The organism is Pseudomonas serbiensis (genome assembly GCF_030580745.1).
Taxonomy (GTDB): Bacteria; Pseudomonadota; Gammaproteobacteria; order Pseudomonadales; family Pseudomonadaceae; genus Aquipseudomonas; species Aquipseudomonas serbiensis.
Map to the genome: position 1 here is coordinate 116,916 of NZ_JAUQOO010000003.1, position 25,476 is coordinate 142,391.

A 25,476-nucleotide genomic window follows, 5' to 3' on the forward strand; every position below is an offset into this window, starting at 1 on the left:
ACAACGCTACACCTTGCTCAAACAGGCTCACCCAGTAACTCGGTATCAAAAATCCGGCGCCCTATTGTACGTGCTGTATCAAGATGAGCAGCCGCATCCCGGGTTTCGGAATCCGGCAAGAGTTCAGAGGTTACGACACGGGCACCGCAATAATCGAAAATGCCGTGATCGATCTGGGTCTTCATCGCATTCAGATAACCATGCTTCGTGAAAGTACCCGCATCGGCACCGGCGACCCCCACCAGGTGGACATTCAAATGGCCAAGCTTCTTCACCAGCGTGGCATCGGAGCTGAAGTCAAACGCCCAGCCATTGGAAAATACCCGGTCAATCCAGCCTTTGAGGATCGCCGGCATCGACCACCAATAGACCGGATAAACCAGTACCAAGGCATCCGCCCGATCGATCCTGGCCTGTTCTGCGAGCACATCGGCAGGTGGCGAAGCCTTTTCGCGATGAACAGCGTGATCGGCCATGTTGAATCTCGGATCGAATGACTCGGCAAACAGATCCGCGATTTCAAACGTATGTCCGGAATCGGCAAGCATCAGCCCTTCTGCGACCTTTGCCGCAAGGCTATGGGTGAGTGACTGGGGGTCATGGTGAGCGACCACGATGAGCGCATGCATAGCGAACACTCCTGTTGATTGCGGATAAAAGACGACGCTTATATACTTTTAGTAAGTTACGCCATTAAGTTACTTTTGGTAGGTTTCCATGTCAAGCACTGACACGTCAGCACAGAACCCGGCCCCACAACCGCGCCGCCGGTTATCGCGAGATGACCGACACCGCCAATTGCTCGACGTGGCATGGCAACTGGTGCGCGAGGAAGGGACCGAAGCGCTGACGCTGGGGCGGCTCGCCGAACAGGCAGGCGTGACCAAGCCCGTGGTCTATGACCATTTCGGCACCCGTGCCGGATTGCTGGCAACGCTCTACAAGGACTTCGATGAACGCCAGACAGCCCTTATGGACGCGGCCTTCCAGACAAGCGATGCGACCCTGATCAACAAGGCCGATATCATTGCATCGTCCTATGTGGACTGCGTCGTTTTGCACGGGGGCGAAATATCCGGTGTCGTCGCCGCACTGGCCAGCTCGCCGGAGCTTGAGAAGATCAAGCGGGACTACGAGGCCATCTTTCTGGAAAAGTGCCGAAATGCCCTGGCTCCGTTTTCACCCTCAGGCGTCATTTCACAGGCTGGCCTGCGAGCGATGCTTGGCGCTGCAGAAGCCTTGTCCAATGCCGCTGCGAGCGCAGAGATCACCTCAGCCCAGGCAAAGGCCGAACTGCTGGAAACCATCATTGCGATGGTCGAAAGGAACAAAAACCTTCCTGAATGAAAAAGGCAGGATCACTCACCCTCAGTGATCCTGCCCTCCTCTAACTCATGCCGATCACTTAAGGCACAACACAACCTCGTGGGAGGCAGCTTGCTGGCGAAAAGGCCTGTGAAACCGGCAGATATTCTGCGTCTGTACGTGAAGTCGCCAGCAAGCTGCCTCCCACAAAGTGATTTACGACCTTAACTGATCGGCATTACCCTCCTCTAACCCTGAAAAGCGCTAAAACCTCAAAGCTGGAACTTCGCCACCAACACGTTAAAAGACGTGGCCAGACGCGAAAGCTCCTGACTCGAAGCACTGGTCTGGTTGGCACCCGCCGCGCTCTGGGTCGACAGGTCCTGGATGTTCAGCAGATTGCGGTCCACTTCACGAGCCACCTGGGCCTGCTCTTCGGAAGCCGAAGCAATCACCAGATTGCGTTCGTTGATGGTCGCGACACCGTCAGTAATCTTGACCAGCGCCGAACCCGCACGCTCTGCCAGCTCCTGAGTATTGGTGGCCAGCGACAGGCTCTTGCCCATGGCCGCGACCGCACCATCGGCACCCGCCTGGACAGTACCGATCATGCCTTCGATTTCCACGGTCGAGGCTTGTGTGCGATGAGCAAGAGCACGCACCTCATCGGCCACCACGGCAAAACCGCGTCCCTGCTCGCCGGCACGGGCCGCTTCAATGGCAGCGTTCAACGCCAGCAGGTTGGTCTGTTCGGCGATGCTGCGAATCACTTCCAGCACCTTGCTGATATCACGGACATTACCCGCCAGTTGCGCGACCGCTTCGGTCGACTGGGTAATCTCACTGACCATGGTGGTGATGCCCTTGACGGTCTGATCCACCTGACCACGGCCTTGCACAGCATCTTCAGTAGCGGTTTTCGAGGCTTCGGACGTCGAGACAGCGTTGCGGGCAACTTCTTCGACGGCTGCGGTCATCTGGTTGACGGCAGTGGCCGCCTGCTGGATCTCGTCATTCTGACGGGTCAGCCCGCGAGTGCTTTCGTCTGTAACAGCACTCAACTCCTCGGCTGCTGAAGCCAGTTGTCCGGACGCGCTGGCGATCTCCTGAATGGTATGTTTCAAGCCGCGCTGCATGTCGGACAAGGCATTGAGCAACTGCCCGGCTTCGTCGCCACGGTCGGAAGCGATCGATAGTGTCAGGTCACCCTTGGCAATACGCTGGGCACTGGCGACCGCAACGGCCAGCGGACCGGTGATCATGCGCGTGATCAGAATGCCCAGAATGATTGCGACCACAAAGGCAATCGCAATCCCCGCCAACAGCAGCAGCGTAGAGCTGGACTTGAGTTCGGCGGCAGCAACGGCACCTTCCTTGATCTGACGATTATTGGAATCGATCATGACCCGCAACAGGCTACGAGCTTTTACAAAATCCTCGCCAGACAAGGTATTCAGACGACTGCGTGCTTCGGTCAGATTACCCGCCGTCATGAGTTCAGACACCTTCCTGGCACCCGAGATATAAGCAGGCATGAGCTTCTCGAACTCATCACCGGCAGCACGCTCATCGTCTTCCAGAGGCGTGGCGCGGTAGGTTGCAAAAACCTTCTGCATACGCTCCAGATCCGACGCCAGCGCCTGGCGAACCCGCTCCTTGTCCGCCTCCGGGACACCGCCATCCTGGGCATCGAGCAATCTGTAGAGCCCACGGTTATGGGCTGTCAGGCTGGTCAGGGTTTCATTGGTATTGCCCACCGAGACCAGATTGTTGGAAAAGGTCAACGCCAACGCATCGGACAGCCTGCTGACTCCAACCATACCCAAGCCACCCACAGCCAAGGTAATCAGGGCACAAACGATGAAGGCTGCCAGCAGCTTGGTCGAGAATTTGGACTGACTCAGAATATTCATGTTGCGAACTCACAAGGAAGGAGAGGGAACCTGATGAAAGATTTTTTAGGAAGCGGCATTGTGACATCATTGTGACGCCATAAATTCGCCGCTCTTGCATAAGATTTTGCTTTTTTCCTGCATTTTCTTTTTTTGGCAGGTGATTCAGGCGGGTGATCAGGCTTTATCCTCCCGGCAGACAGCCCACACATGGCCCCCTCAGGGTGCACAAGATGACTGCAAGGCCAGAATCAACATGTCGGCCTCTACGACTTGAATAGACGAGAAAAAGGAACCTGGAATTGGGATGGATTTTTTTGTTGCTTGCGGGTGCATGCGAGATTTTCTACGCCGCTGTCATGCCTCGCACCGACGGGTTCACAAAGCTGCTGCCTAGCCTGTTTTGTGGCGTATTCATCTGTCTGAGCATGTATTTGCTCTCTCTGGCAACCCGCACCATTCCAGTAGGCACCGCGTACGCCGTATGGGTTGGAATCGGGGCACTGGGCACGGCAATCTACGGGATGGCCTTCTTGGGTGAAGATCGCAGCCTGCTTCGCATCTTGTGCTTTCTGTTCATCCTGGCTGGAATCGTAGGACTGAAGTTTCTATCCTCAGACTCCCATTGAGACACAACCCGAGCTTTTGCAGCGGCATGCCGGAACGGCAGAGTCCATGCATTCATCTATTTACAGCAACCCCTGCTCCGCACAAACCTTCACCACCTGCTCGCGAAACCAGCCATTGGCTTCGTCTTCCTCGACTTCCCTGCTCCAGGCCATGTCCAGGGTGAAGCCCGGCAAATCAGGAGGCAGTTCAAATACGGCAACCCAGGGTTCGGTGGCCAGCAAGGTCTGGATACGGCGCGGCAGTACCAGTATGAAGTCGGTCCCTTCAAGCATTTGCAGGGCGGCGCGGTAGCTGGTGGCGCGGGTGATGATGTGGCGTTCGCGGCCCTGGCGATGTAACCAGCCATCCACCATGTTGGTGTCGGACGTCCAGGGGGTCGGGTACACATGATGACGCTGAGTGAAGGTTTCGATATCGATGCTGGCACACAGCGGCGCGGATTGCGCATCCATCACGCAGACCAGATCGTCTTCGAGCAAGACCTGGGTCGTCAGGCTCTCGGGTACGCGATGAAAGCCTGGCCCAAAACACAGGGCCAGATCGAACTGGCCTTCGCTCAAGGACTGGGCAGGCAATTCCTTGTTGAGCTTCTGGACATTGACAGTGACGGTATATCCGGCAGCGATGAACCCGCGCATCAGGTGCGGCAAGACCAGCAACTCGAAATACTCGGGGGCACAGACCGTGAAGGTTGTCTGCCGGCTGGTGGGGTTGAACAATTGCAGCCCGTCATGGCACAGATTGATCTTTTGCAGGATCTGCTGCACATGACTTTGCATGGCAATGGCCTTGCGAGTCGGACGCATCCCGTTACGGGTGCTGATGAACAGATCGTCCTCGAAGTTGGCGCGCAACTTCTTCAAACAGTAACTGACCGTCGACTGGCTGACATGCAGTGCTTCCGACACCAGCGTCAGATTGCGCAGCTCGTAGACCGAGGCGAAGACCATCAGGTCCTGCATGTCGAGCTTTCTGAGAGCATTACTGTTGAGCATCGAGTCATCTCATGGCACTGACGGCGGATCGGGTCAGCGCAAGAAAGATAACATCAAAATACGATCACGCCGCCTCCCCTTCCATAAGCTTCGCTCTCTTCGGGGCCAACCTCGTTACACGGTGTAACAGGCCTCGAAACATCAGGCATTCTGCCGACGGCAGTTGCCGCAACCTTGAGATTCGCGCCTGGTAACGGCAGCTTTGACGGGCTCTGCCGGCTCGTCGATTTCATCCACTTCCAGCCACCAGGTTTCGCCACGGCAAGGATACTGGATGTAGAACGGCTGCCCCATTCGCGGCGTGGTAATGGAAACATTCTGCTCCCACGCCAGTGTCAGAATGCGGTCGAACGGTTCGTGCCAGGCATGCATCGCCAGATCGAACGTGCCGTTATGAATCGGCAACAGCCAGCGGCCACCCAGGTCGATATGCGCTTGCAGCGTCTGCTCTGGCTGCATATGCACATCCGGCCACTGGACGTTGTAGGCACCAGTTTCCATCAGCGTCAGGTCGAAAGGCCCGTATTGCTCGCCGATGGTCTTGAAGCCATCGAAGTAGCCGGTGTCGCCACTGAAGAAGATCCGTTGCTCATCCGTGAGGATCACCCAGGACGCCCAGAGGGTTTTATTGCTGTCGAGCAGAGTCCGTCCGGAAAAGTGCTGCGATGGCGTAGCGACGAAACGGATGCCCGACACTTCGGTGGACTGCCACCAATCCAGTTGCCGGACCTTGTGCGCAGGCACACCCCATTCGATCAAGGTATCGCCCACGCCCAGAGGCGTCAGGAAATGCTCGGTCTTGTCCATCAGTGCCTTGATGGCCATGTGATCAAGATGATCGTAGTGGTTATGCGACAGAATCACCGCCTTGAGTGGCGGCAGTTCTTCAAGGCTGATCGGCGGCTGATGAAAACGTTTCGGGCCAGCCCACTGCACCGGCGAAGCGCGCTCGGCAAAGACCGGATCGGTCAGCCAGAACTCATTGTGCAATTTGAGCAGCACTGTTGAGTGCCCAAGACGGAACACCGTCTTGTCCGGTGCCGCCAGCAGTTGCTGGCGCGACAGGGGTTGAACAGGAATCTCGCCGGCAGGCCGGGTTTCTCTGGGCTTGTTGAACATGGCATTCCAGAACACCCCGAGCGTGCGGACAAACCCCAGCGACTTGACTGGCGCGTGGTTACGGTAGCGCCCCTCGTGACGAGACAAGACAGGCAATGAAGAAGCATCGGTTTTGGGGTTTGTCATGGCCATGGTTTGCAGACTCCTGATAACAGGTCGAGATTCCTGACATGCGGCTTCAAGCTATACGCACCTTACGGGGCGTAGCATGAAAAATGTGTAACAGTGCTTTACACTACACGGTGTAGTTTTAAGCTTGCATCATTCGCCACGACAAGTAAACTGCCGAGTGTACTTTTCTCTAAACGCACGTTTGAAGCGAACTTATGACAGCACCCATGCGACTTACCGACCAGAAACGCGAATCCATTGTCATGGCAGCCATTGCCGAATTTCGTGATCGTGGTTTCGAAGTCACCAGCATGGACCGCATTGCCGCACGGGCAGAGGTTTCAAAACGTACGGTCTACAACCACTTCCCCAGCAAGGAAGAGCTTTTTGCGGAAATCATCCAGCGCCTGTGGACGTGCGCGGCCCCATCGCCCGATGCGCCTTATCGACGCGATACCAGCCTGCGCGAACAGTTGCGCGACTTGTTGCGACACAAGATGGACTCCCTGACGGACAGTAACTTCCTGGACCTGGCACGGGTGGTCATCGGCGCCACCATTCACTCTCCCGATCGTGCTCAAGCATGGATGACACGTATCAACGAGCGTGAAGAGACGTTCACCACATGGATTCGCGCCGCCCAGAATGATGGGCGCCTCAAACCCACCGACCCCGGCTTCGCCGCCTCCCAGATGCATGCCCTGCTCAAGTCCTTCGCCTTCTGGCCGCAATTGACCCTCAATGCCGACATTCTCACCCCCGAAAAACAGGATGAAGTGATCGAATCGGCACTGGACATGTTTCTGGGCTGGTACGAGATCAAGCCCGGTCAGTGATGCGCCCGACGATTTCGTGCCGCTGCTCAAGGGATGCGGCCAGACGCTGATGAGTCATGGCCAGAATCCTGGCGGGCGCAGTCGTTGGATTACCCGCATTGAAAGGCGGTGCCGGAGCGTATTCCAGTTGCAGTTGAATCGCCTGAGCCTGTTCTTCATCGAAGAGTTCGGCCACCAGCGTCAGGGCAAAATCGATCCCTGCCGTCACCCCGCCACCGGTCACCAGATTGCCATCGCGTACCACACGCCCCTGAGTGGCAATGGCCCCAAAGGCCGCCAACAAAGGATGCGAGGCCCAATGGGTGGTTGCCCGTCGTCCTTGTAAAAGCCCCGCGGCCCCCAACACCAATGCGCCAGTACACACGGAGGTGACATAACGTGCCGTGCGAGCCTGGTGCCGGATAAATTCCAGAGTCTGTTCGTCCTCCAGCAAGGCATTGATGCCAAGACCACCGGGAATACAAATGACGTCCAGCGGCGGGCAGTCATTGAAATCCACCGTCGGCAACAGCGCCAGACCGGTACTGGAGGTGAGCGGCTCCAGGCTCTTCCAGACCATATGCACCTTGACCCCGGACAAAGAAGCAAAGACTTCGTAAGGCCCGGTCAGGTCCAGTTGCTGAACATCGGGAAACACCAGCAGGCCGATATGCAACGTCATCTCGGTAACTCCATGCAGAAAGTGGGTGGACGCATGAACTGTATCTGGATAACCTTTGGCAGATACGCCACAAAACCCACTAATTACGCCAATCACATCAAATGAAGGCTTCTACATGGCTGACATCCCGAAAATCGTCCATATCGTTGCCTTCGCCGATGTTCAGGTCCTGGATGTCTGCGGCCCTTTGCAGGTGTTTGCCTCGGCCAATCGACGCCTGGAAGGTCTGGGCAAACCGCTGCCTTACGCCATGAAGGTCGTGGCGACAGAACCGGGCAGTGTCATGTCATCAGCCGGGTTGGGTTTGCAGACATGGCCACTGCCTGCCGCCGAACCTTGCGACACCTTGATCATCGCCGGTGGTCGAGGCATTGGCGCTGCCATGGAAAATGCAGAACTGGTGAACTGGATACAGCAGCAGGCCATGACAGCACGGCGTGTGACCTCCGTCTGCTCAGGTGCGTTTATCCTGGCGCAGACCGGGCTGCTGGATAATCGGCGCGTAGTGACCCATTGGGACAGTTGCGAACGACTGGCCAAACGCTTCCCGAGCTTGCAAGTCGATCCCGACCCGATCTTCATCAATGACGGGCGCTTCTGGACTTCGGCGGGGGTCACGGCGGGCATAGATCTGGCATTGGCCCTGATAGAACAGGACCTCGGGCATGCCATGGCGCTGGCGGTAGCCCGTGATCTGGTAGTGTTTCTCAAGCGCCCCGGCGGACAGGCGCAGTTCAGCAACGCGCTGTCGATGCAGCAAGCCAGCCATCCCACAGAGAAGCGCTTCGCCGAGTTGCATGGCTGGCTGATGGAGAATCTGGATGCAGACTTGTCGGTCGCCAGCCTCGCCGCCCGCACCGGAATGAGCGAACGCAGTTTCGTGCGCCATTACAGCGCCCAGACCGGCACGACACCGGCCAAGGCTGTCGAGCAGCTTCGCGTGGAAGCTGCGCGTCGGCTGCTGAGTGAAAGCACTCTGGCAATCAAACGCATCGCCTCACAATGCGGCTTTGGCAGTGAAGAAACACTGCGCCGCAGTTTCCTGAGGGCAATGTCGGTCACGCCGCAGGCGTATCGGGAACGGTTCAGGCATCAGGCTCAGCCCAGCACCACACCCCGACACTCCCCGAACCCGATAGACACCTGCCCTTCGCGATGACAGCGGGCGCGCAGGATCACTTCGTCGCCCGGCTCCAGAAAGCGCCGCTCTTCGCCATTGGGCAGTTTGACGACCTGCTTGCCGCCTTCGGTCATCTCCAGCAGGCTGCCAAACTGCCCGGCCTGCGGACCGGAAAGTGTCCCTGTACCGAACAGATCCCCCGGTTGCAGCTTGCAGCCGTTGACGCTGTGGTGCGTGACCATTTGCGCCACGGTCCAGTACATGTTCAGGCTGTTGCTCAAGGCCAGACGATGGGGCTCCAGGCCCTGAGCCTTCATCTGTTCGGTCAGCAGCAAGACCTCCAGTTCGATATCCAGCGCACCGCTTTCCTGATCCGTCGGATCGAACAGGTACGGCAACGGCTGCGGGTCGCCTTCGGGACGTGGCGGTTGAGGGCTGCGAAACGGAGCCAGGGCTTCGGCGGTCACTACCCAGGCAGAAATCGTCGTGGCAAAACTCTTGGACAGGAACGGGCCCAGCGGCTGATATTCCCAGGCCTGGATATCCCGCGCCGACCAGTCGTTGAGCAGGCAGAAACCGGCGATATGCTCGCTCGCCCGATCAATCGCAATCGGCGTGCCCTGCTCATTGCCCGGCCCGATCCACACGCCCATTTCCAGCTCGTAATCCAGCCGTTTGCAGGGACCGAATACCGGTACTTCCTGGCCCGGCGCCAATGTCTGGCCGTTGGGGCGCTGGATCGGCGTATCGGAGATGCACAGCGTTGAGGCCCGACCGTGATAGGCGATGGGCACGTACTTGTAGTTGGGCAGCAAGGGGTTGTCCGGGCGGAACAACTTGCCGACGTTCATCGCGTGATGAATGCCCACGTAAAAGTCGGTGTAGTCCCCTACCCGCGCAGGCACATGCAGGCGGCATTCAGCGATGGGATGCAGCAGATTGGCGGCCTGCAGGCTGGCGCGTTGCAGGCTGTCCTCTGCAAACAGTTGCAGCAAGGCATCACGCAAGGTGCGTCGCGCCGGAGCACCCAGCGCAAAGAAGTCATTCAACTGATCACGACTGGCGACCTCGGCGACCTTTTGCGCTTCTCCCTCGAAGAAACCGGCCTGCACTGCCGCTTGCAGATCGAACACCAGATCGCCGATGGCCACACCACCACGCGGGCCTGTATCGCCATGGCTGAACACGCCCAACGGCAGGTTTTGCAAGGGAAAATCGGGATGACCGTTGGCCGAGGCAATCCAGCTATGGCGGGTTGAAGAAACACTCATCAAAGCAATTCCTTATTGAAAATCCTGGCCATGTCACTCCAGCAAGCGTCGTAATCGCGTTGCAGTTGCTCACAGTCCAAGGCATGGCGACTGGGGCGCAGGACCTTGCCAGTCTCGAACATGAAGGCCAGGGTGTTATCGATCTTGTGGGGCTTGAGTTCGGCGGCAATGGCTTTTTCTGCGGTGGCATTGTCGGGGCCGTGGGCGCTCATGCAATTGTGCAGCGATGCCCCGCCCGGCATGAAACCTTCGGCCTTGGCATCGTAGACACCCTCGATCAGGCCCATGAATTCGTTCATCAGGTTGCGGTGGAACCACGGAGGCCGGAAAGTGTTTTCCGCCACCATCCAGCGCGGCGGGAAGATCACGAAGTCGATATTGGCCTGCCCGTGAACCGCGCCCGGAGCCGTGAGCACCGTGAAAATCGAAGGGTCTGGATGATCGAAACTGACCGTGCCGATGGTATTGAAACGACGCAGGTCATATTTGTACGGCACGTTGTTGCCATGCCAGCCCACCACATCGAAGGGTGAATGATCCAGTTGCGTGGACCACAGCTCGCCGAGAAACTTCTGCACCAGTTCAACCGGCGCTTCGCGGCTCTCGAAACGAGCAGTGGGTGCCAGAAAATCTCGCGGGTTGGCCAGCCCGTTGCTGCCGATAGGCCCCAGATCCGGCAGGCGCAATGCACTGCCGTGGTTCTCGCAGATATAGCCACGGGCAGCGGCATCCAGCAGTTGCACTGTGAATTTCATGCCGCGAGGCAGCACTGCGATTTCCTGCGGCTCGATATCCAGCAGCCCCAGCTCAGTGACGATGCGCAACCTTCCCTGCTGCGGCACCACCAGCCACTCGCCATCGGCATTGAAGAATGCTCGCTGCATCGAGGCATTGGCGCGGTACACGTAAATGCTCACGCCCTCTGCCTGATCGGCCGCACTGGTGCTGGCCAGCGCTATCAGACCGTCGATGAAGTCCGTGGGCTCAGCCGGAATATCGAAGGCATTCCAGCGCAGGCGATTGGGTGTGATCGGGCCTTGTTCAAGCCCCGTGATCTGCCGGAGCAAACGCTCATATCGAGGATGGGCAGCCGAGGGTTTGATTCTGTATAGCCAGGTACGCCGGGCCTCGGCGCGCGGGACCGTGAAAGCCGTACCGGACAGCAGTTCGGCATAAAGCCCCAATGTGTGTTTCTGCGGAGAGTTCTGACCGACCGGCAACGCACCGGGCAGCGCTTCACTGCTGAAGTGATTGCCGAAGCCGGATTGATACACCAGTGGTTCGTGATCGGGATGAACAGGCATCTGGACCTCTTGTTTTTATTGGGTCGCATAGCGGCGAATCAAAAATCGTAAATCGATTACGAATAACGTAATTTGAGTTTGAGGTGTGGTCAAGCTATAAAAGCTGCCTTTCCAGATTGGCGCCCCACCCATGACCGATGAAATCGAAAGCCCTGCAAACGGACGCCAGCAAAAGGTTCAGGCGGCCGAAGTCGGCCTGGGAGTGCTCAAGGCTCTGGCCGAACTGACGCCTTCGACGTCGTTGTCGAAACTGGCCGAGCATCTGGGCATGCCAGCCAGCAAGGTTCATCGATATCTACAGGCACTTATTGCCAGTGGTTTTGCCGAACAGGACGGGGCCACCAACCACTACGGGCTGGGTCGCGAAGCGCTACAAGTCGGCCTGGCCTCGCTGGGCAAGCTGGATGTGCTGAAAGTCGCCGCACCTCATCTGGCGACCTTGCGCGACGAACTGAATCAAACCTGCTTCCTGGCAGTCTGGGGCAACAAAGGGCCAACCGTGGTCTATGTCGAGCAATCCACAGGCGCGGTCACGCTGGTGACGCAGATCGGTTCGGTATTGCCACTGCTGAGTTCCTCTACCGGCCTGGTCTTCGCCAGCTTTCTGGCGGACAGGGAAACAGCCGCCCTACGGGAACAGGAAATCCCTCACCTGAACGCAGCGCAACTCAAGGACGTCGAGCTGCATGTCGAACAGATTCGCGCCAACGGCGTGCATCAGATTCAAGGGCTGCTGATGCCCGGCGTCAACGCGGTATCTTCTCCGGTTTTTGCCATGGGCAACAAACTGGCAGGCGTGGTGACAGTGGTGGGATCGGGCGCGCTCCTGACCGGCAAGGCGCAGGACCTTGCGGCCAGACAATTACTTGCAACGGCACAGGCGATCAGTGGGCGGATGGGGGCTGAAAGCTGAAAGTCATAAGTTGCAAGCCATAAGCTGCAAGCTGCAAGATTAGAAGCCCATCTGCTCTTTCTTGCAGCTTATAGCTTATAGCTTGCAGCTTATAGCTTGCAGCTTGCAGCTTGCAGCTTACAGCCCTCCCCCCTCCTACTCCTCCGCCATCAACACTCCACGCCGAATCTGATCGCGTTCGATCGACTCGAACAGCGCCTTGAAATTGCCCTCGCCGAATCCATCGTCTCCCTTGCGCTGGATGAACTCGAAGAACACCGGCCCCAGCAGGGTTTCGGAAAATATCTGCAACAGCAGGCGGCGCTGGCCACCCTCGGAGGAGCCATCGAGCAGGATGCCGCGGGACTTCAATTCGGCTTCCGGCTCACCATGGTCAGGCAGGCGGCCTTCGAGCATTTCGTAGTAGGTCTCCGGCGGCGCGGTCATGAAGCGCATGCCGATGGCTTTCAGGGCATCCCAGGTCTTGATCAGGTCATCGGTGAAGAACGCCACATGCTGGATGCCTTCGCCATTGAACTGCATCAGGAACTCTTCGATCTGGCCTGCGCCTTTGGAGGACTCTTCGTTCAGGGGAATACGGATCATGCCATCGGGTGCGGTCATGGCCTTTGACGTCAGGCCGGTGTATTCACCCTTGATGTCGAAGTAACGAATCTCACGGAAGTTGAACAGCTTTTCATAGAAGTTCGCCCAATACGCCATGCGTCCGCGATAGACGTTGTGGGTCAGGTGATCGATGAACTTCAAGCCTGCGCCCTCGGGATGCCGGTCCACGCCTTCGATGAAGTTGAAGTCGATGTCATAGATCGAGGTGCCTTCGCCAAAACGGTCGATCAGGTACAGCGGCGCGCCGCCGATCCCCTTGATCGCCGGCAAGCGCAATTCCATAGGCCCGGTGGCGATTTCGACGGGTTGTGCCCCCAGCTCAAGGGCGCGGCTATAGGCCTTTTGTGCATCCTTGACCCGAAACGCCATGCCACACACCGACGGCCCGTGCTCGGCCGCGAAATAGGAGGCCAGGCTATGAGGTTCGTTATTGAGAATCAGGTTGATCGCGCCCTGGCGATACAGCACCACATCCTTGGAGCGATGGGTCGCGACCTTGGTAAAGCCCATCATCTCGAAGACAGGCTCAAGGACATTGGGGGTCGGCGAGGCGAATTCGATGAATTCAAAGCCCATCAGGCCCATCGGGTTTTCGTATAGATCAGCCATGGTCTGGCTCCTTGCAGGAAAAGTGAGAATGCGGGACAGCCCAAATCACTTTTCTGCGGGCGGCGCACAGGGAACGCCCCGAACACTGCGGGCCAGGAAGTCACCAAAAATCAGTTGCAAACCCAATGTTTTCATAAGTTTCAGCCTAGTCCGGCTTGTCCGGTTGTGCATCCGGGTGAGCCTTCAGGAAGGCGGGAGATTGCAGCGCCTGTCGTTCGACCTGGACGATACGCGGATAAGCGCCCAGGTCGACCTTGAAGCGCCGCGCCGCATAGACCTGCGGTAAAAGATACACATCTGCCACGCTGGGCACATCTCCAAAACAGAACGCCGCATCGTCAATCAACTGCTCGACGGCATTCAGACCTTCGCCTATCCAATGGCCAATCCAGCCTGTGACCTCTGCCTCGTCATGCCCCATGCCACGCAAACGGTTGAGCACAGAGACATTGTGCAGCGGGTGAATATCACACCCGATCACGGCGGCCACCGCCCGCTGCCGGGCACGTAGCAGCAGGTCCGATGCAAGCAGAGGTGGCTGCGGGTAACGCTCTTCGAGGTATTCGATAATGGCAGGCGACTGGGTGATGACCTCACCGCTCTCAAGCTGCAAGGCTGGTACGCGACACTGTGGATTGATGGCCTTGTATTGCGGCTTGAGGTGTTCACCGCCATCACCGGCCAGATTGACCGCAATCGCAGTGTAATCCAGCCCCTTGAGAGCAAGAGCGATGCGCACGCGATAACTGGCCGTCGAGCGGTAGTAGGTAAACAGGCCAGGCCAAGCCATATCTCGTGGGAGCGAATTCATTCGCGAAAGCTCGTTATTATTTTCGTAAATACATTACGTTATGCGTAAATTGCGGGATCACCCGCCGCCTGTCAAGCCAACACTCACGTCCAGCCTTGCAGACGCAAGGTCGAACGCACCAGCCGCTGCTCTTCGTTTTCGATTTCCCGCAGGTTTTCGCAGATGCTCTGAATATGTGCGAGGGCGGCCTTGCGAGCCTGTTCCGGGAGACGGCCGGTCACGGCGTTGTACAGGCGGGCATGCTGGCGGTCGATCTGACGCTTCTGCGGCTCGCGATGATAGAGATTGTTGACCGAGGCATAGACCGTGTTGAGCAGCAGGTCGGTGAGCGAGCGCAAGGTTTGCACCAACACCGGATTATGCGAAGCCTCACAGATCGCCAGATGGAAGGCGTGGTCCAGACGAGCGTGTTCACTGGCTTCAAGCTCCCGGCTCTGGGCCGCAACCAGGGCGTCATAGCTTCGTGTGATCAGAACAAAATCCGCATCGGTGCCGCGCAAGGCCGCAAGCCGCGCCGATTCGCCTTCCAGCAGGCTGCGCACTTCGAACAGGTCATACAGGGTGCGCGGTTGCGAACCGAACAGGTGCATCAGCGGTGAGACTTGCTGCTGACTGTTCATTTGCGCGACAAACGAGCCCTTGCCCTGCTCGGTCTCGATAATCCCCCGAGCCCGCAGCAACTTCAGCCCTTCGCGCAGGGCGGTGCGGGAAACGCCAAGCTTTTCGGTCAGGCGACGCTCGGAGGGCAACAGTTGCCCCACCTTCAGGACGCCATCGACGATCAGCCGCTCGATACGCTCACAGACCACATCCGCCACTTGCGGAACCCGCTGCTTTGCAGAGCCGTCCATCCTCACTCCAACTGGTATGACCAGATCAAAGGTATAAACCGATAGCGAACCACATCCACAACAAGACAATGATTTTCAAGGAGTTTTAAAAGCAATAACGCCGTAAATCTCTGAAAAACTGGTTCGACCACCTGCGCAAAGCATGGACAGTAAAGCCGGGAACGCCAATGATGCAAGCCAACCGCTGCCTGAAACCGGTAAACGCAAGCCCTACAAAAACAACATTGGGTTGCACCATGAATATTCTCTACGACGAACGCATCGACGGCGCTCTGCCTGCCGTCGACAAGCAGCAACTGCTGCATGACCTGCAACAGCAGTTGCCGGATCTGGATATCCTGCATCGCCCCGAAGAGCTGCGGCCCTATGAGTGCGATGGCCTGTCTGCCTATCGGACCACTCCGATGCTGGTGGCATTGCCCCGGCATATCGAAGAAGTCCAGACCTTGCTCAGGCTGTGCCATGAACGGCATGTGCCGGTGGTAGCGCGTGGTGCAGGCACCGGTCTTTCCGGTGGTGCCTTGCCGCTGGAGAAAGGTGTATTGCTGGTGATGGCGCGCTTCAATCAGATTCTGGAGATAGACCCCGCCGCCCGTCTGGCACGGGTTCAACCGGGCGTACGCAACCTGGCGATTTCCCAGGCTGCGGCGCCTCACGGTCTGTATTACGCGCCTGACCCTTCTTCCCAGATCGCCTGCTCCATCGGCGGTAACGTCGCGGAAAACGCAGGCGGTGTGCATTGCCTCAAGTACGGTCTGACCGTCCACAACCTGCTCAAGGTCGAAATACTCAGCGTCGAAGGTGAGCCCATGACGCTGGGTAGCGATGCGCTGGATTCTCCGGGCTTCGATCTGCTGGCGCTGTTTACCGGCTCCGAAGGCATGCTGGGCGTCATCACCGAAGTGACCGTCAAACTGTTGCCCAGACCGCAGGTCGCCAAAGTGCTGCTGGCGGCCTTTGATTCCGTGGAAAAAGCCGGGCGGGCCGTGGCCGATATCATCGCCGCCGGCATCATCCCCGGCGGGCTGGAAATGATGGACAACCTGGCGATTCGCGCCGCCGAGGACTTCATTCACGCCGGTTATCCGGTCGATGCCGAAGCCATTCTGCTGTGCGAACTCGACGGCGTCGAAGCCGACGTACACGATGACTGTGAACGGGTCCGGGAAGTGCTGACCAGAGCTGGCGCCACCGAACTGCGTCAGGCCAGGGACGAAGCCGAGCGCGTGCGCTTCTGGGCCGGACGCAAGAATGCCTTCCCGGCGGTCGGGCGCCTGTCGCCGGATTATTACTGCATGGACGGCACTATTCCGCGCCGGGAACTGCCCGGCGTCCTGCAAGGCATTACCCGGCTGTCCGAAGAGTACGGCCTGCGGGTCGCCAATGTGTTCCATGCCGGAGACGGCAACATGCACCCGCTGATCCTGTTCGATGCCAACCAGCCGGGCGAACTGGAACGCGCCGAAAATCTGGGCGGCAAGATCCTTGAGTTGTGCGTCGCGGTGGGCGGCAGCATCACCGGCGAACACGGTGTCGGACGGGAAAAGATCAATCAGATGTGTGCCCAGTTCAACAGCGATGAGCTGACCTTTTTCCACGCGATAAAAGCAGCCTTCGATGCCAGTGGCATGCTCAACCCCGGCAAGAACATTCCAACCCTGCACCGCTGTGCGGAATTCGGCGCCATGCATATCCATGCGGGCCAGTTGCCCTTCCCTGAACTGGAGCGTTTCTGATGGCGAACACCCATGACAACGATGCCAGCCAGGCCTTGCTCGATCAGGTCAATCAGGCCCTGCAAGATGCAACACCGCTACGGATTCAGGGCGGCAACAGCAAGTCTTTCCTGGGCCGTAACGTGACAGGCAAAGTGCTCGACACCCGCGAGCATCGCGGCATCGTCAGCTACGACCCGACGGAACTGGTGATTACCGCTCGCGCCGGCACGCCACTGAGCGAGTTGATGCAAGCTCTCGATGACGCCGGGCAAATGCTGCCCTGCGAACCGCCAAGGTTTGGCGAAGCCACACTTGGCGGCATGGTCGCCGCCGGATTGTCCGGGCCACGCAGACCCTGGTCCGGCTCGGTACGGGATTTCGTGCTCGGCACACGGGTGATTACCGGGCTGGGCAAACACTTGCGCTTTGGCGGCGAAGTGATGAAAAACGTCGCCGGTTACGACGTCTCGCGCCTGATGGCAGGCAGCCTGGGCTGTCTTGGGCTGCTGACCGAAGTGTCACTCAAGGTTCTGCCAAAACCGCGTCAGTGCAGCAGCATTGCACTGGAAATGAACAATGCTCAGGCTCTGCAACGCCTGGCCGAATGGGGTCAGCAGCCAATCCCGATCAGCGCCGCCAGCCATGATGGCCGCGTCCTGCATCTGCGCCTTGAAGGTGGCGAGGGCTCGGTAAGCGCTGCACGGGACAGCCTCGGCGGCCAGACAATCAACCCCGATTACTGGCAAGACCTGAACGAGCAGCGTCTGGACTTTTTCCTCGACAGCCGCCCCTTGTGGCGTTTGTCTGTCCCCAACAACGCTGGCGTACTGGATCTGCCCGGCGACCAGTTGCTCGACTGGGGCGGCGCGCAACGCTGGCTGAAATCCGACGCGGACAGCACAACGATCCGCAGTCTGGTAACGGCCATCGGCGGTCATGCGACGTGCTATCACGCGGGTCACGAGGACAGCCCGTTCCAGCCGCTGGCCACACCGTTGCTGCGTTATCACCAGCAACTCAAGGCCCGGCTCGACCCGCAGGGCATCTTCAACCCTGGCCGAATGTACGCGGAGTTCTGATCATGCAGACCACCTTGAGCGAACACGCCAGACAACTGCCCCGCGCCGAAGAGGCCGAGAGCATCCTGCGCAGTTGTGTGCATTGCGGTTTCTGCAATGCCACCTGCCCGACCTATCAGTTGCTCGGCGATGAGCTGGACGGTCCTCGCGGGCGCATTTATCTGATCAAGCAAGTCCTGGAAGGCAATGAGGTCACCGAGAAAACCCAGCTGCATCTGGACCGCTGCCTGAGCTGTCGCAATTGCGAAACCACCTGCCCATCGGGCGTGGATTATCACAACCTGCTGGACATCGGGCGTGCCGTGGTCGATGCCGCCGTGCCTCGTCCGTTGGGCCAGCGTCTGTTGCGCGACAGCCTGCGCCATGTCGTTCCCCATGCCGGGCTGTTCAAATCCCTGATGCAACTGGGCAATACCTTTCGCCCCTTGCTGCCCGACAGCCTGAAAACCAAACTTCCGGCCTCGATATACCCGGCAGGCGCCCGTCCGGCACAACGCCACGAACGCCAGGTGCTTTTGCTGGAAGGCTGTGTTCAGCCGGGCCTGTCGCCCAATACCAATGCGGCGACCGCAAGGGTGCTGGATAGGCTGGGCATCAGCGTGCAGCCCATCAGTGAGGCGGGTTGCTGCGGTGCCGTGGACTACCATTTGAATGCTCAGGACGCCGGGCTGGATCGGGCGCGGCGCAATATCGATGCCTGGTGGCCGGCCATTGAGAGCGGTGCCGAAGCCATCGTCCAGACGGCCAGCGGTTGCGGTGCCTTCGTAAAGGATTATGGTCATCTGTTACGCCATGACCCTGAATATGCCAGCAAAGCCGCGCGGGTCAGCGCCTTGAGCAAGGATCTGGTGGAGGTGCTGCGCGATGAACCGTTGCAGGCGCTTGGCATCAAAAGCGACCTGCGCCTGGCGTTCCATTGCCCTTGTACCTTGCAGCACGCGCAAAAGCTCGGCGGAGAAGTCGAGCGAGTGCTGACACGCCTGGGCTTTAACCTCACCACAGTCCCCGACGGGCATCTATGCTGTGGCTCGGCAGGCACCTACTCCATCACCCAGCCTGAGTTGTCGCGTCAATTACGCGATAACAGAATGAACGCTCTGGAAAGTGGAAAGCCAAACGTTATCGCTACCGCCAATATCGGCTGCCAGACTCATCTCTCGGGCGCCAACCGGACACCGGTGCGGCACTGGATCGAATTGATCGATCAGGCCCTCACCCCTTCTGAATCTCACTGAAAACCAATCTGGAGAATCCCATGAAAATAAAAGCCGTTCTGACCCAGACCGAAGTAAGCCAAATGCTGATTGCCGCCCGCGACGAGGCGCTGGCCAATAACTGGGCCGTGTCCATTGCCGTGGTCGATGACGGCGGTCACCTGCTGGCCTTTGAACGTCTGGACGGCGCAGCCGCGATCAGCAGTTACATCAGCGTGGAAAAAGCCCGTACTTCCGCACTGGGCCGTCGTGAGTCCAAGGGTTATGAAGAGATGGTCAACGGCGGTCGTACGGCATTTCTCAGCGCGCCTTTGCTGACCTCGCTGGAAGGTGGCGTGCCGGTGATTATCGATGGGCAGGTCATCGGTGCGGTGGGCGTGTCGGGTGTGAAAGCCGACCAGGATGCCCAGGTAGCGAAGGCCGGGATTGCGGCGCTGAATGCTGATTGATGTGCGCACATCATGAATTAAGTGGAGTTTTCGTAGGAGCGAATTCATTCGCGAGAGGCCCGTATATCCGAAGAGGATCTATCGTCTTCAATGACGTCTCGCGGATAAATCCTCTCCTACCTGCCCCTGTTTTATACAAACCCATCAGGGATGAGGCCTGACCATGACTGATTTCATCAAATGCCAACGTCTGAAAGTGGCAGTCAATCTGCAACGCTTCATCGATGAAGAAGTACTGCCGGGCACAGGGCTGGATCGCGAAGAATTCTGGGAAGGGTTCGACGCTCTGGTACATGAGCTGGCCCCCCTGAACCGCGACTTGCTGGCAGAACGTGACCGCCTGCAAGGTGAGCTGGATAAATGGCACAAGGCGCATCCCGGCCCGATCAGCGATATGCCGGCCTATCGCAGTTTTCTGCAATCCATCGGCTATCTGCATCCGGTGCCTGAGCAGGTCTGCGCCACCACGTCCAATGTGGATCTGGAAATCAGCGACCAGGCCGGCCCGCAATTGGTGGTCCCTGCCAGCAATGCTCGATACGCACTGAATGCGGCCAATGCACGCTGGGGTTCGCTGTATGACGCCCTGTACGGCACCGATGCGATTCCCACCAGCGAAGGCGCGGAAATCAGTGCCGGTTACAACCCGCTGCGCGGAGCCAAGGTCATCGTCTTTGCCCGTGAACTGCTGGACGAAATCGCCCCCCTCGCCCGAGGCACGCACATCGATGCGCGGCATTACGCGATCATCGACGGCAAGCTACAGATCAGGCTGGCAGATGACAGTGAAACCGGTCTGAAACAGCCGGAAAAATACCTCGGCTATCAGGGCGATCCCCAGCATCCGACCGCCGTGCTACTGAAGAACAATGGCTTGCATGTGGAAATCCAGATCGACCACAAACACGCCATCGGCAGCAACGATATCGCCGGGATCAAGGATCTGCTGATCGAATCGGCGCTTTCAACCATCATCGACTGCGAAGACTCGGTCACCGCCGTGGATGCCGACGACAAGGTGTCGGTCTATCGCAACTGGCTGGGCCTGATGAAGGGTGACCTGAGCGAGGAACTGGTAAAAGGCGGCAAGACCATCACCCGTCGTCTCAATGCAGACCGTGCCTACAAGGCCGCCAATGGTGGTGAACTGAAACTGCCGGGGCGCTCTCTGTTGCTGATCCGCAACGTAGGCCATCTGATGACCAGCCCCGCCATTCTGGACCGCCAGGAACATGAAATTCCCGAAGGCATCCTCGATGGCGTGATAACCAGCCTGATCGGCCTGCATGACCTGAAACGTCGTGGCAATTCCCGTGCAGGCAGTATCTATATCGTCAAACCCAAGATGCATGGCCCTCAGGAAGTGGCATTCGCCGGTCAACTGTTCAGCCATATCGAGGACCTGCTCAAACTGCCGCGAAACACCCTGAAAATGGGCATCATGGATGAAGAACGCCGCACCAGCGTCAACCTCAAGGCCTGCATCGATGCAGCCTCGACGCGGGTTGCCTTTATCAACACCGGCTTTCTGGACCGTACCGGCGATGAAATCCACAGCGCCATGCAGGCCGGCCCGGTATTGCGCAAAGGCGACATGAAAAACACGCCCTGGATCAAGGCTTACGAGCGTAACAACGTGCTGGTCGGCCTGACCTGCGGCCTGCGCGGACGGGCGCAGATCGGCAAAGGCATGTGGGCGATGCCCGATCGCATGGCCGACATGCTGGAGCAGAAAATCATCCACCCGCAATCCGGAGCCAGCACGGCCTGGGTGCCCTCACCGACCGCCGCGACCTTGCATGCGCTGCACTATCACAAGGTCGATGTGACCAAGGTCCAGGAAGAGCTGCAACAGATCAAGCTGGCCGATATCAGCGAACAGTTGCTGGATGACCTGCTGAGCATCCCGGTTGCCAACAAGACGGACTGGTCTGTGGAGCAGATTCGTGCAGAAGTCGAGAACAATGCCCAGGGCTTGCTCGGTTATGTGGTGCGCTGGGTCGAGCAGGGCGTCGGTTGCTCCAAGGTGCCGGACATTCACAACGTAGGCCTGATGGAGGACCGGGCAACGCTGCGCATCTCGAGCCAGCACATGGCCAACTGGCTGTACCATGACGTGATCGATCAGGAGTTCGTGCTGGGCATTCTGGAGCGCATGGCCAGGGTGGTCGACAAACAGAACGCCGGGGACTCGCGCTATCGGCCCATGGCGGCGGACTTCAAGAAATCCGTCGCCTTCCAGGCGGCCTGCGCGCTGGTGCTCAAGGGCACCGAACAACCCAGCGGTTATACCGAACCGTTGCTGCATAAGTTCCGGTTGGGGTTCAAAAAGTAGGAGTGAATTCATTCGCGAAGGTCATTCATTCGCAAAGTCATTTTTTTCGCGAATAAATTCGCTCCTACGGGGGTGTCAGGAGCTTTCGCGTACCACCAGCTCAAAACCCAGGTCCACATGAGGTGGCTGGGCCAGCCCTTCAAGCAGGCCCAGCAGTACTTGTGCAGCGCGTTGCCCGACTTCCTGGCGCGGTGTGCGGATCGAAGTCAGACGCGGGAACATGTGGGCCGAGCCGGGCAAATCGTTGAACCCCACCAGGGAAACCTGCTCCGGTATCGCAATCCCACGGCGCAAGGCCTCAAGGGACGCGCCCTGTGCAAGGTCGTCGTTGCAGAAGAAGATGCCGTCCACATCAGGATACCGCTCCAGCAATTGCGCGAACAATTCGCTGCCAAGACCGATGGAAGACGGTTGCGGCGTCGAGACTTGCAGCTCAGGGTCGTACAACCCCGCCTCCTCCAGCACCTGACGAAAACCCACGCCACGTCTCAATACCCGCGGGTCGAGCTGGGCCGCCATATAGACCAGACGCTTGCGCCCGCGCCCCAGCAGATGCCGCGCCGCCTGCGCTCCGGCATCTTCCTGGGAAAACCCCACGCAATAAGCCTCGCGCTCGATATCCAGCTCCATCATATGAACACAGGGAATACCGCTGGCCTCCAGCATCTGACGCGACGCGGGCGTGTGGTCGAAACCGGTCAGCAGGATGCCTCTGGGCCGATTGACCAAATGATTGCGCAGCAGCTTTTCTTCCTCGTCTGGCGAGTAGTGATAGTTACCGATCATCACTTCCAGACCGCGAGTGCGCAGCACGCCCTGAATGGCTTCCAGGGTATCGATGAATAACTGGTTGGAGAGCGAAGGCACCAGCACCACTACGGTCTGGCTACAGGATGACGCCAGGGCGCGGGCCGCAGGATTCGCGACATAGCCCAGGCTTTGCGCTGCTGCGCGAACCTTGTCCACCAGCTCTGGAGCAACGGTGGCAACACCACGCAATGCACGGGAAGCCGTGATAGGCGAAACGGCGGCAAGCTGCGCAACTTCATTAAGGGTCGGACGGCCTGTGGAGCGGGAACCAATGCGGGTCATCTATTGCCAACTAACATAGGGGTTGCCAAATGTATTCAATGCCCCCTAAGGTAGCGCTGTCTCATGGATCGTGACAATGCTTTCTCGCGGGCGCTCACTGCGCGAACAGCCTGCAATGATATGGCTACACCCAAAACAACGACAAGAACTGGAACAGCCCAGACTGAACTTTGCTTCCACCGGACAAAGACAGCGCTGTCTCCAGATGAGGTATCTAATGTGACAACTGCGAATACTGCTATTTCCGCCCTTGTGGTGATGGGTGTTTCCGGCTGCGGCAAGAGTGTGGCCGGCGCAGAAATTGCCCTCAACAGTGGCGGTCGCCTGATCGAAGGCGATGCCTTTCACCCCCCCGCCAATATCGAAAAGATGAGCGCTGGCACTCCCCTCAATGACGAAGACCGTGCCGGCTGGCTGACTCGTCTTGGCGAGGAAATGGCTGCTGCCGTGAAAAATGGCGAACGTCCGGTCCTGACCTGCTCCGCCCTCAAGCTTCGCTACCGCGAACGTCTGCGCGAAGCCGTGCCGGGCCTGGGATTTGTCTTTCTGGAGTTGAGCAAGGAAGTCGCGACCGACCGCTGCGCACATCGACCGGGGCATTTCATGCCGGCCAGTCTGGTGGACAGCCAGTTCGCAACCCTTGAACCGCCTCATGGCGAACCCAGGACTCTGGTCGTCGATGCGACTCAGTCTGTGGACACCATTGGCAAGCAAGCCTCGGCCTGGTGGAAAGACTCGCTAGCCGGCTAAAGGCGTGAGTGCGAAAGACAGCGCTGTCTTGAAAACAGGACAGCGCCAAATGGTAGGGCGTGATCATTCTCGACGCACACAGACTCACCAGGAACGATCACGCTTTTGAATTGCTCCTATAAAACAAAGACAACCGGAGAGAACTCCCATGTTCGGTATGACCCATGAGACGTACCTGCTGATAGATGCGTTGGTAACCGTCGTCGGCCTTGTGCTGCTGATTACCAAATTCAAAGTTCACCCCTTCGTTGCACTGACCATTGCAGCGGGCTTCCTGGGCCTGACCTCCGGCATGCCGGTGGAAAAGGTCATGAAATCGTTCCAGGACGGTTTCGGTGGCGTACTGGGCTTCGTCGGTATCATCCTTGGTCTGGGCACCATGCTCGGCAAGCTGATGGCTGACTCGGGCGGTGCCGATCAGATCGCGCAAACTCTGATCCGCACATTCGGCAAGCAGAAAGTGCATTGGGCGATGATGCTGTCCGCGTTTCTGGTCGGGATCCCGCTGTTCTTCGAGATCGGCTTCGTGCTGCTGATCCCGCTGGTATTCATTGTGGCGCGTCGTACCGGTGTGTCGATCGTCAAGATCGGTATCCCGCTGCTGGCCGGTCTGTCGGCCGTTCACGGGCTGGTACCGCCGCACCCGGGTCCGCTGCTGGCCATCGGTATTTTCGGTGCTGACATCGGCAAGACCATTTTCTACGGCCTGATCATCGCACTGCCGACTGCCGTCATTGCAGGCCCGATCTATGGCAAATGGATTTCCAGGTACATTCCCGGCACACCTTCCCAGGAACTGATGGATCAGATCGCCAAGGAGTCGAGCACGCAAAACCTGCCCGGCTTCGGCATCACGCTGGTGACCATCCTGCTGCCAGTGTTCCTGATGCTGCTCAAGACGTTTGCCGACGTGGTATTCCCGCCGGAAAACATGTTCCGTATCTGGATGGACCTGATCGGTCACCCGATCAGTGCCCTGCTGGCAGCCCTGTTGCTGGCGTTCTACACCTTCGGTTCGGCACGTGGCTTTGACCGTACCAAGATCATGAAGCTGCTGGACCAGAGTCTTGCGCCTGTCGCGGCCATCGTGCTGATCGTCGGCGCTGGCGGCGGCTTCAAGCAAATGCTGGTGGCCAGTGGCGTGGGTGATGTCATTGGTAACATGGCGGTGCAGGCACAGGTCAACCCGCTCCTTCTGGCGTGGCTGGTGGCTGCGGTGATTCGTATCGCGACAGGCTCGGCGACTGTGGCAACCATTACCGGCGCAGGCATTGTTGCGCCAGTGGTCGGACTGATTCCCGGCGTCAACCGTGAGCTGCTGGTATTGGCCACGGGTGCAGGCTCGCTGATCCTGTCCCATGTGAACGACGCTGGTTTCTGGCTGGTGAAGCAGTACTTCAACATGACCGTATCAGAAACATTCAAGACCTGGACGGTCATGGAAACCATCCTTTCGGTGGTCGGCCTGATCTTTGTCCTGCTGTTGTCGATGGTCGTTTAACAGACGCACGATGCAATGAAGTTTCGCGGGCAGTTCATGCCCGCGAGACTGTTCCCCCCGCCCCGGCACGCCATCGCTTAGATGCATTCATTTATACGAGCACGCCACTTGAGCATCCGCCCCAAAGACACGGCCAACGCCCGGCCCTGCGGCTCTGCGACAGCCTGCATGATGCTGTAAATCACTCTCAAATCCGATTTCCTACGCTCCACTACGCACTTTCATTTTGAAATATCAGAAAGCTCAGGCAATGTTTCAAACTAATGCCTACGCTTACATATGTCAGGGAGTTGACCCTCTCAAC

General features: G+C 58.4%; 23 protein-coding genes and 1 pseudogene. 12 read left to right on the forward strand and 12 right to left on the reverse strand.

What is annotated here, in order from left to right; genetic code table 11:
* Window positions 1-17 precede the first annotated feature (17 nt).
* Window positions 18-629, reverse strand: coding sequence for an NAD(P)H-dependent oxidoreductase (locus tag Q6A51_RS05405; RefSeq protein ID WP_304574279.1), 612 nt, complete (start codon window positions 627-629; stop codon window positions 18-20).
* Window positions 630-717: 88 nt separating this feature from the next.
* Between Q6A51_RS05405 and Q6A51_RS05410 the strand changes: the two genes are divergently transcribed.
* Window positions 718-1,347 (forward strand): TetR/AcrR family transcriptional regulator, encoded by a 630-nt coding sequence (locus tag Q6A51_RS05410; protein ID WP_304574280.1) that lies wholly within the window; start codon window positions 718-720, stop codon window positions 1,345-1,347.
* A gap of 230 nt (window positions 1,348-1,577) precedes the next feature.
* Here Q6A51_RS05410 and Q6A51_RS27435 read toward each other — a convergent pair whose 3' ends face one another.
* Window positions 1,578-2,441 (reverse strand): methyl-accepting chemotaxis protein, encoded by an 864-nt coding sequence (locus Q6A51_RS27435; RefSeq protein WP_405046125.1) that lies wholly within the window; start codon window positions 2,439-2,441, stop codon window positions 1,578-1,580.
* Window positions 2,436-3,218 (reverse strand): annotated as a pseudogene (locus tag Q6A51_RS27440) (MCP four helix bundle domain-containing protein); the annotation flags it as partial. The gene Q6A51_RS27435 and the pseudogene Q6A51_RS27440, both read right to left, overlap by 6 nt.
* Window positions 3,219-3,499: 281 nt before the next feature.
* Between Q6A51_RS27440 and Q6A51_RS05420 the strand changes: the two are divergent.
* Entirely contained in the window at window positions 3,500-3,826 is a 327-nt protein-coding gene (locus Q6A51_RS05420; RefSeq protein WP_201002799.1) for a DMT family transporter, read from the forward strand.
* A gap of 60 nt (window positions 3,827-3,886) precedes the next feature.
* On the opposite strand, the gene Q6A51_RS05425 is transcribed toward Q6A51_RS05420, so the two are convergent.
* Window positions 3,887-4,822: a LysR family transcriptional regulator gene (locus Q6A51_RS05425; RefSeq protein WP_304574282.1), complete on the reverse strand. Its 936-nt coding sequence runs from the start codon at window positions 4,820-4,822 to the stop codon at window positions 3,887-3,889.
* A 141-nt stretch (window positions 4,823-4,963) separates the two neighbouring features.
* Complete coding sequence (locus Q6A51_RS05430; protein ID WP_304574283.1) at window positions 4,964-6,073, reverse strand: MBL fold metallo-hydrolase; 1,110 nt, start codon at window positions 6,071-6,073, stop codon at window positions 4,964-4,966.
* 194 nt (window positions 6,074-6,267) lie between these two features.
* On the opposite strand from Q6A51_RS05430, the gene Q6A51_RS05435 reads away from it, so the two are divergent.
* Window positions 6,268-6,888 carry a TetR/AcrR family transcriptional regulator gene (locus Q6A51_RS05435; protein ID WP_201018533.1) on the forward strand — a complete coding sequence of 207 codons (621 nt, stop codon included), beginning with the start codon at window positions 6,268-6,270 and terminating at the stop codon, window positions 6,886-6,888.
* Here Q6A51_RS05435 and Q6A51_RS05440 read toward each other — a convergent pair.
* Complete coding sequence (locus Q6A51_RS05440; protein ID WP_304574284.1) at window positions 6,872-7,549, reverse strand: DJ-1/PfpI family protein; 678 nt, start codon at window positions 7,547-7,549, stop codon at window positions 6,872-6,874. The two genes, Q6A51_RS05435 and Q6A51_RS05440, sit on opposite strands and share 17 nt — an antisense overlap.
* A 115-nt stretch (window positions 7,550-7,664) precedes the next feature.
* Between Q6A51_RS05440 and Q6A51_RS05445 the strand changes: the two genes are divergently transcribed.
* On the forward strand, window positions 7,665-8,708 hold the full coding sequence (locus tag Q6A51_RS05445) for a GlxA family transcriptional regulator (protein WP_304574285.1): 1,044 nt from the start codon (window positions 7,665-7,667) through the stop codon (window positions 8,706-8,708).
* On the opposite strand, the gene fahA is transcribed toward Q6A51_RS05445, so the two are convergent.
* Both fahA and hmgA read right to left on the reverse strand, forming a co-directional pair.
* Window positions 8,648-9,940 (reverse strand): fumarylacetoacetase, encoded by a 1,293-nt coding sequence (gene fahA, locus Q6A51_RS05450; RefSeq protein ID WP_304574286.1) that lies wholly within the window; start codon window positions 9,938-9,940, stop codon window positions 8,648-8,650. The two genes, Q6A51_RS05445 and fahA, sit on opposite strands and share 61 nt — an antisense overlap.
* On the reverse strand, window positions 9,940-11,244 hold the full coding sequence (gene hmgA, locus Q6A51_RS05455; protein ID WP_304574287.1) for a homogentisate 1,2-dioxygenase: 1,305 nt from the start codon (window positions 11,242-11,244) through the stop codon (window positions 9,940-9,942). The genes fahA and hmgA overlap by 1 nt, the downstream gene beginning before the upstream one ends.
* A gap of 130 nt (window positions 11,245-11,374) precedes the next feature.
* Between hmgA and Q6A51_RS05460 the strand changes: the two genes are divergently transcribed.
* Window positions 11,375-12,157, forward strand: a complete 783-nt coding sequence (locus Q6A51_RS05460; RefSeq protein ID WP_304574288.1) for an IclR family transcriptional regulator — start codon at window positions 11,375-11,377, stop codon at window positions 12,155-12,157.
* 135 nt (window positions 12,158-12,292) lie between these two features.
* On the opposite strand, the gene hppD is transcribed toward Q6A51_RS05460, so the two are convergent.
* The 3 genes from hppD to glcC all read right to left on the reverse strand — a co-directional run bounded on the left by hppD (window position 12,293) and on the right by glcC (window position 15,034).
* A complete protein-coding gene (hppD, locus tag Q6A51_RS05465; RefSeq protein ID WP_304574289.1) occupies window positions 12,293-13,372 on the reverse strand; it encodes a 4-hydroxyphenylpyruvate dioxygenase in 1,080 nt (359 codons plus the stop codon).
* Window positions 13,373-13,517: 145 nt separating this feature from the next.
* On the reverse strand, window positions 13,518-14,183 hold the full coding sequence (gene maiA, locus Q6A51_RS05470; RefSeq protein WP_304574290.1) for a maleylacetoacetate isomerase: 666 nt from the start codon (window positions 14,181-14,183) through the stop codon (window positions 13,518-13,520).
* An 83-nt stretch (window positions 14,184-14,266) separates the two neighbouring features.
* Window positions 14,267-15,034, reverse strand: a complete 768-nt coding sequence (gene glcC, locus Q6A51_RS05475; protein ID WP_201002821.1) for a transcriptional regulator GlcC — start codon at window positions 15,032-15,034, stop codon at window positions 14,267-14,269.
* A 236-nt stretch (window positions 15,035-15,270) separates the two neighbouring features.
* Here glcC and glcD point away from each other — a divergent pair, with 236 nt between their 5' ends.
* The 5 genes from glcD (at window position 15,271) to Q6A51_RS05500 (ending at window position 21,829) form a co-directional block, all read left to right on the forward strand.
* The gene (gene glcD / locus Q6A51_RS05480) at window positions 15,271-16,770 is read left to right on the forward strand and encodes a glycolate oxidase subunit GlcD (protein WP_201002823.1); all 1,500 of its coding nucleotides are present in this window, start codon (window positions 15,271-15,273) and stop codon (window positions 16,768-16,770) included.
* On the forward strand, window positions 16,770-17,831 hold the full coding sequence (gene glcE, locus Q6A51_RS05485; protein WP_304574291.1) for a glycolate oxidase subunit GlcE: 1,062 nt from the start codon (window positions 16,770-16,772) through the stop codon (window positions 17,829-17,831). The genes glcD and glcE overlap by 1 nt, the downstream gene beginning before the upstream one ends.
* Window positions 17,832-17,833: 2 nt before the next feature.
* Entirely contained in the window at window positions 17,834-19,066 is a 1,233-nt protein-coding gene (gene glcF, locus Q6A51_RS05490) for a glycolate oxidase subunit GlcF (protein WP_304574292.1), read from the forward strand.
* 20 nt (window positions 19,067-19,086) lie between these two features.
* Entirely contained in the window at window positions 19,087-19,494 is a 408-nt protein-coding gene (locus tag Q6A51_RS05495) for a heme-binding protein (RefSeq protein WP_201018524.1), read from the forward strand.
* A 163-nt stretch (window positions 19,495-19,657) separates the two neighbouring features.
* Window positions 19,658-21,829, forward strand: coding sequence for a malate synthase G (locus Q6A51_RS05500; RefSeq protein ID WP_201018523.1), 2,172 nt, complete (start codon window positions 19,658-19,660; stop codon window positions 21,827-21,829).
* Window positions 21,830-21,904: 75 nt separating this feature from the next.
* On the opposite strand, the gene gntR is transcribed toward Q6A51_RS05500, so the two are convergent.
* On the reverse strand, window positions 21,905-22,921 hold the full coding sequence (gene gntR, locus Q6A51_RS05505; RefSeq protein ID WP_304574293.1) for an HTH-type transcriptional regulator GntR: 1,017 nt from the start codon (window positions 22,919-22,921) through the stop codon (window positions 21,905-21,907).
* A gap of 258 nt (window positions 22,922-23,179) precedes the next feature.
* Here gntR and Q6A51_RS05510 point away from each other — a divergent pair, with 258 nt between their 5' ends.
* Both Q6A51_RS05510 and Q6A51_RS05515 read left to right on the forward strand, forming a co-directional pair.
* Entirely contained in the window at window positions 23,180-23,671 is a 492-nt protein-coding gene (locus tag Q6A51_RS05510; protein ID WP_304574388.1) for a gluconokinase, read from the forward strand.
* 148 nt (window positions 23,672-23,819) lie between these two features.
* Window positions 23,820-25,172 (forward strand): GntP family permease, encoded by a 1,353-nt coding sequence (locus tag Q6A51_RS05515; protein WP_201002834.1) that lies wholly within the window; start codon window positions 23,820-23,822, stop codon window positions 25,170-25,172.
* The last annotated feature ends 304 nt before the right edge of the window (window positions 25,173-25,476 follow it).

What these genes read in the sequence shown, in the direction of transcription:
- Q6A51_RS05405 (WP_304574279.1), bottom strand. Translation starts at nt 629, where the DNA reads ATGCATGCGCTCATCGTGGTCGCTCACCATGACCCCCAGTCACTCACC.
- Q6A51_RS05410 (WP_304574280.1), top strand. Translation starts at nt 718, where the DNA reads ATGTCAAGCACTGACACGTCAGCACAGAACCCGGCCCCACAACCGCGC.
- Q6A51_RS27435 (WP_405046125.1), bottom strand. Translation starts at nt 2,441, where the DNA reads ATGCAGCGCGGCTTGAAACATACCATTCAGGAGATCGCCAGCGCGTCC.
- Q6A51_RS05425 (WP_304574282.1), bottom strand. Translation starts at nt 4,822, where the DNA reads ATGCTCAACAGTAATGCTCTCAGAAAGCTCGACATGCAGGACCTGATG.
- Q6A51_RS05430 (WP_304574283.1), bottom strand. Translation starts at nt 6,073, where the DNA reads ATGGCCATGACAAACCCCAAAACCGATGCTTCTTCATTGCCTGTCTTG.
- Q6A51_RS05435 (WP_201018533.1), top strand. Translation starts at nt 6,268, where the DNA reads ATGACAGCACCCATGCGACTTACCGACCAGAAACGCGAATCCATTGTC.
- Q6A51_RS05440 (WP_304574284.1), bottom strand. Translation starts at nt 7,549, where the DNA reads ATGACGTTGCATATCGGCCTGCTGGTGTTTCCCGATGTTCAGCAACTG.
- Q6A51_RS05445 (WP_304574285.1), top strand. Translation starts at nt 7,665, where the DNA reads ATGGCTGACATCCCGAAAATCGTCCATATCGTTGCCTTCGCCGATGTT.
- fahA (WP_304574286.1), bottom strand. Translation starts at nt 9,940, where the DNA reads ATGAGTGTTTCTTCAACCCGCCATAGCTGGATTGCCTCGGCCAACGGT.
- hmgA (WP_304574287.1), bottom strand. Translation starts at nt 11,244, where the DNA reads ATGCCTGTTCATCCCGATCACGAACCACTGGTGTATCAATCCGGCTTC.
- Q6A51_RS05460 (WP_304574288.1), top strand. Translation starts at nt 11,375, where the DNA reads ATGACCGATGAAATCGAAAGCCCTGCAAACGGACGCCAGCAAAAGGTT.
- hppD (WP_304574289.1), bottom strand. Translation starts at nt 13,372, where the DNA reads ATGGCTGATCTATACGAAAACCCGATGGGCCTGATGGGCTTTGAATTC.
- maiA (WP_304574290.1), bottom strand. Translation starts at nt 14,183, where the DNA reads ATGAATTCGCTCCCACGAGATATGGCTTGGCCTGGCCTGTTTACCTAC.
- glcC (WP_201002821.1), bottom strand. Translation starts at nt 15,034, where the DNA reads ATGGACGGCTCTGCAAAGCAGCGGGTTCCGCAAGTGGCGGATGTGGTC.
- glcD (WP_201002823.1), top strand. Translation starts at nt 15,271, where the DNA reads ATGAATATTCTCTACGACGAACGCATCGACGGCGCTCTGCCTGCCGTC.
- glcE (WP_304574291.1), top strand. Translation starts at nt 16,770, where the DNA reads ATGGCGAACACCCATGACAACGATGCCAGCCAGGCCTTGCTCGATCAG.
- glcF (WP_304574292.1), top strand. Translation starts at nt 17,834, where the DNA reads ATGCAGACCACCTTGAGCGAACACGCCAGACAACTGCCCCGCGCCGAA.
- Q6A51_RS05495 (WP_201018524.1), top strand. Translation starts at nt 19,087, where the DNA reads ATGAAAATAAAAGCCGTTCTGACCCAGACCGAAGTAAGCCAAATGCTG.
- Q6A51_RS05500 (WP_201018523.1), top strand. Translation starts at nt 19,658, where the DNA reads ATGACTGATTTCATCAAATGCCAACGTCTGAAAGTGGCAGTCAATCTG.
- gntR (WP_304574293.1), bottom strand. Translation starts at nt 22,921, where the DNA reads ATGACCCGCATTGGTTCCCGCTCCACAGGCCGTCCGACCCTTAATGAA.
- Q6A51_RS05510 (WP_304574388.1), top strand. Translation starts at nt 23,180, where the DNA reads ATGGGTGTTTCCGGCTGCGGCAAGAGTGTGGCCGGCGCAGAAATTGCC.
- Q6A51_RS05515 (WP_201002834.1), top strand. Translation starts at nt 23,820, where the DNA reads ATGTTCGGTATGACCCATGAGACGTACCTGCTGATAGATGCGTTGGTA.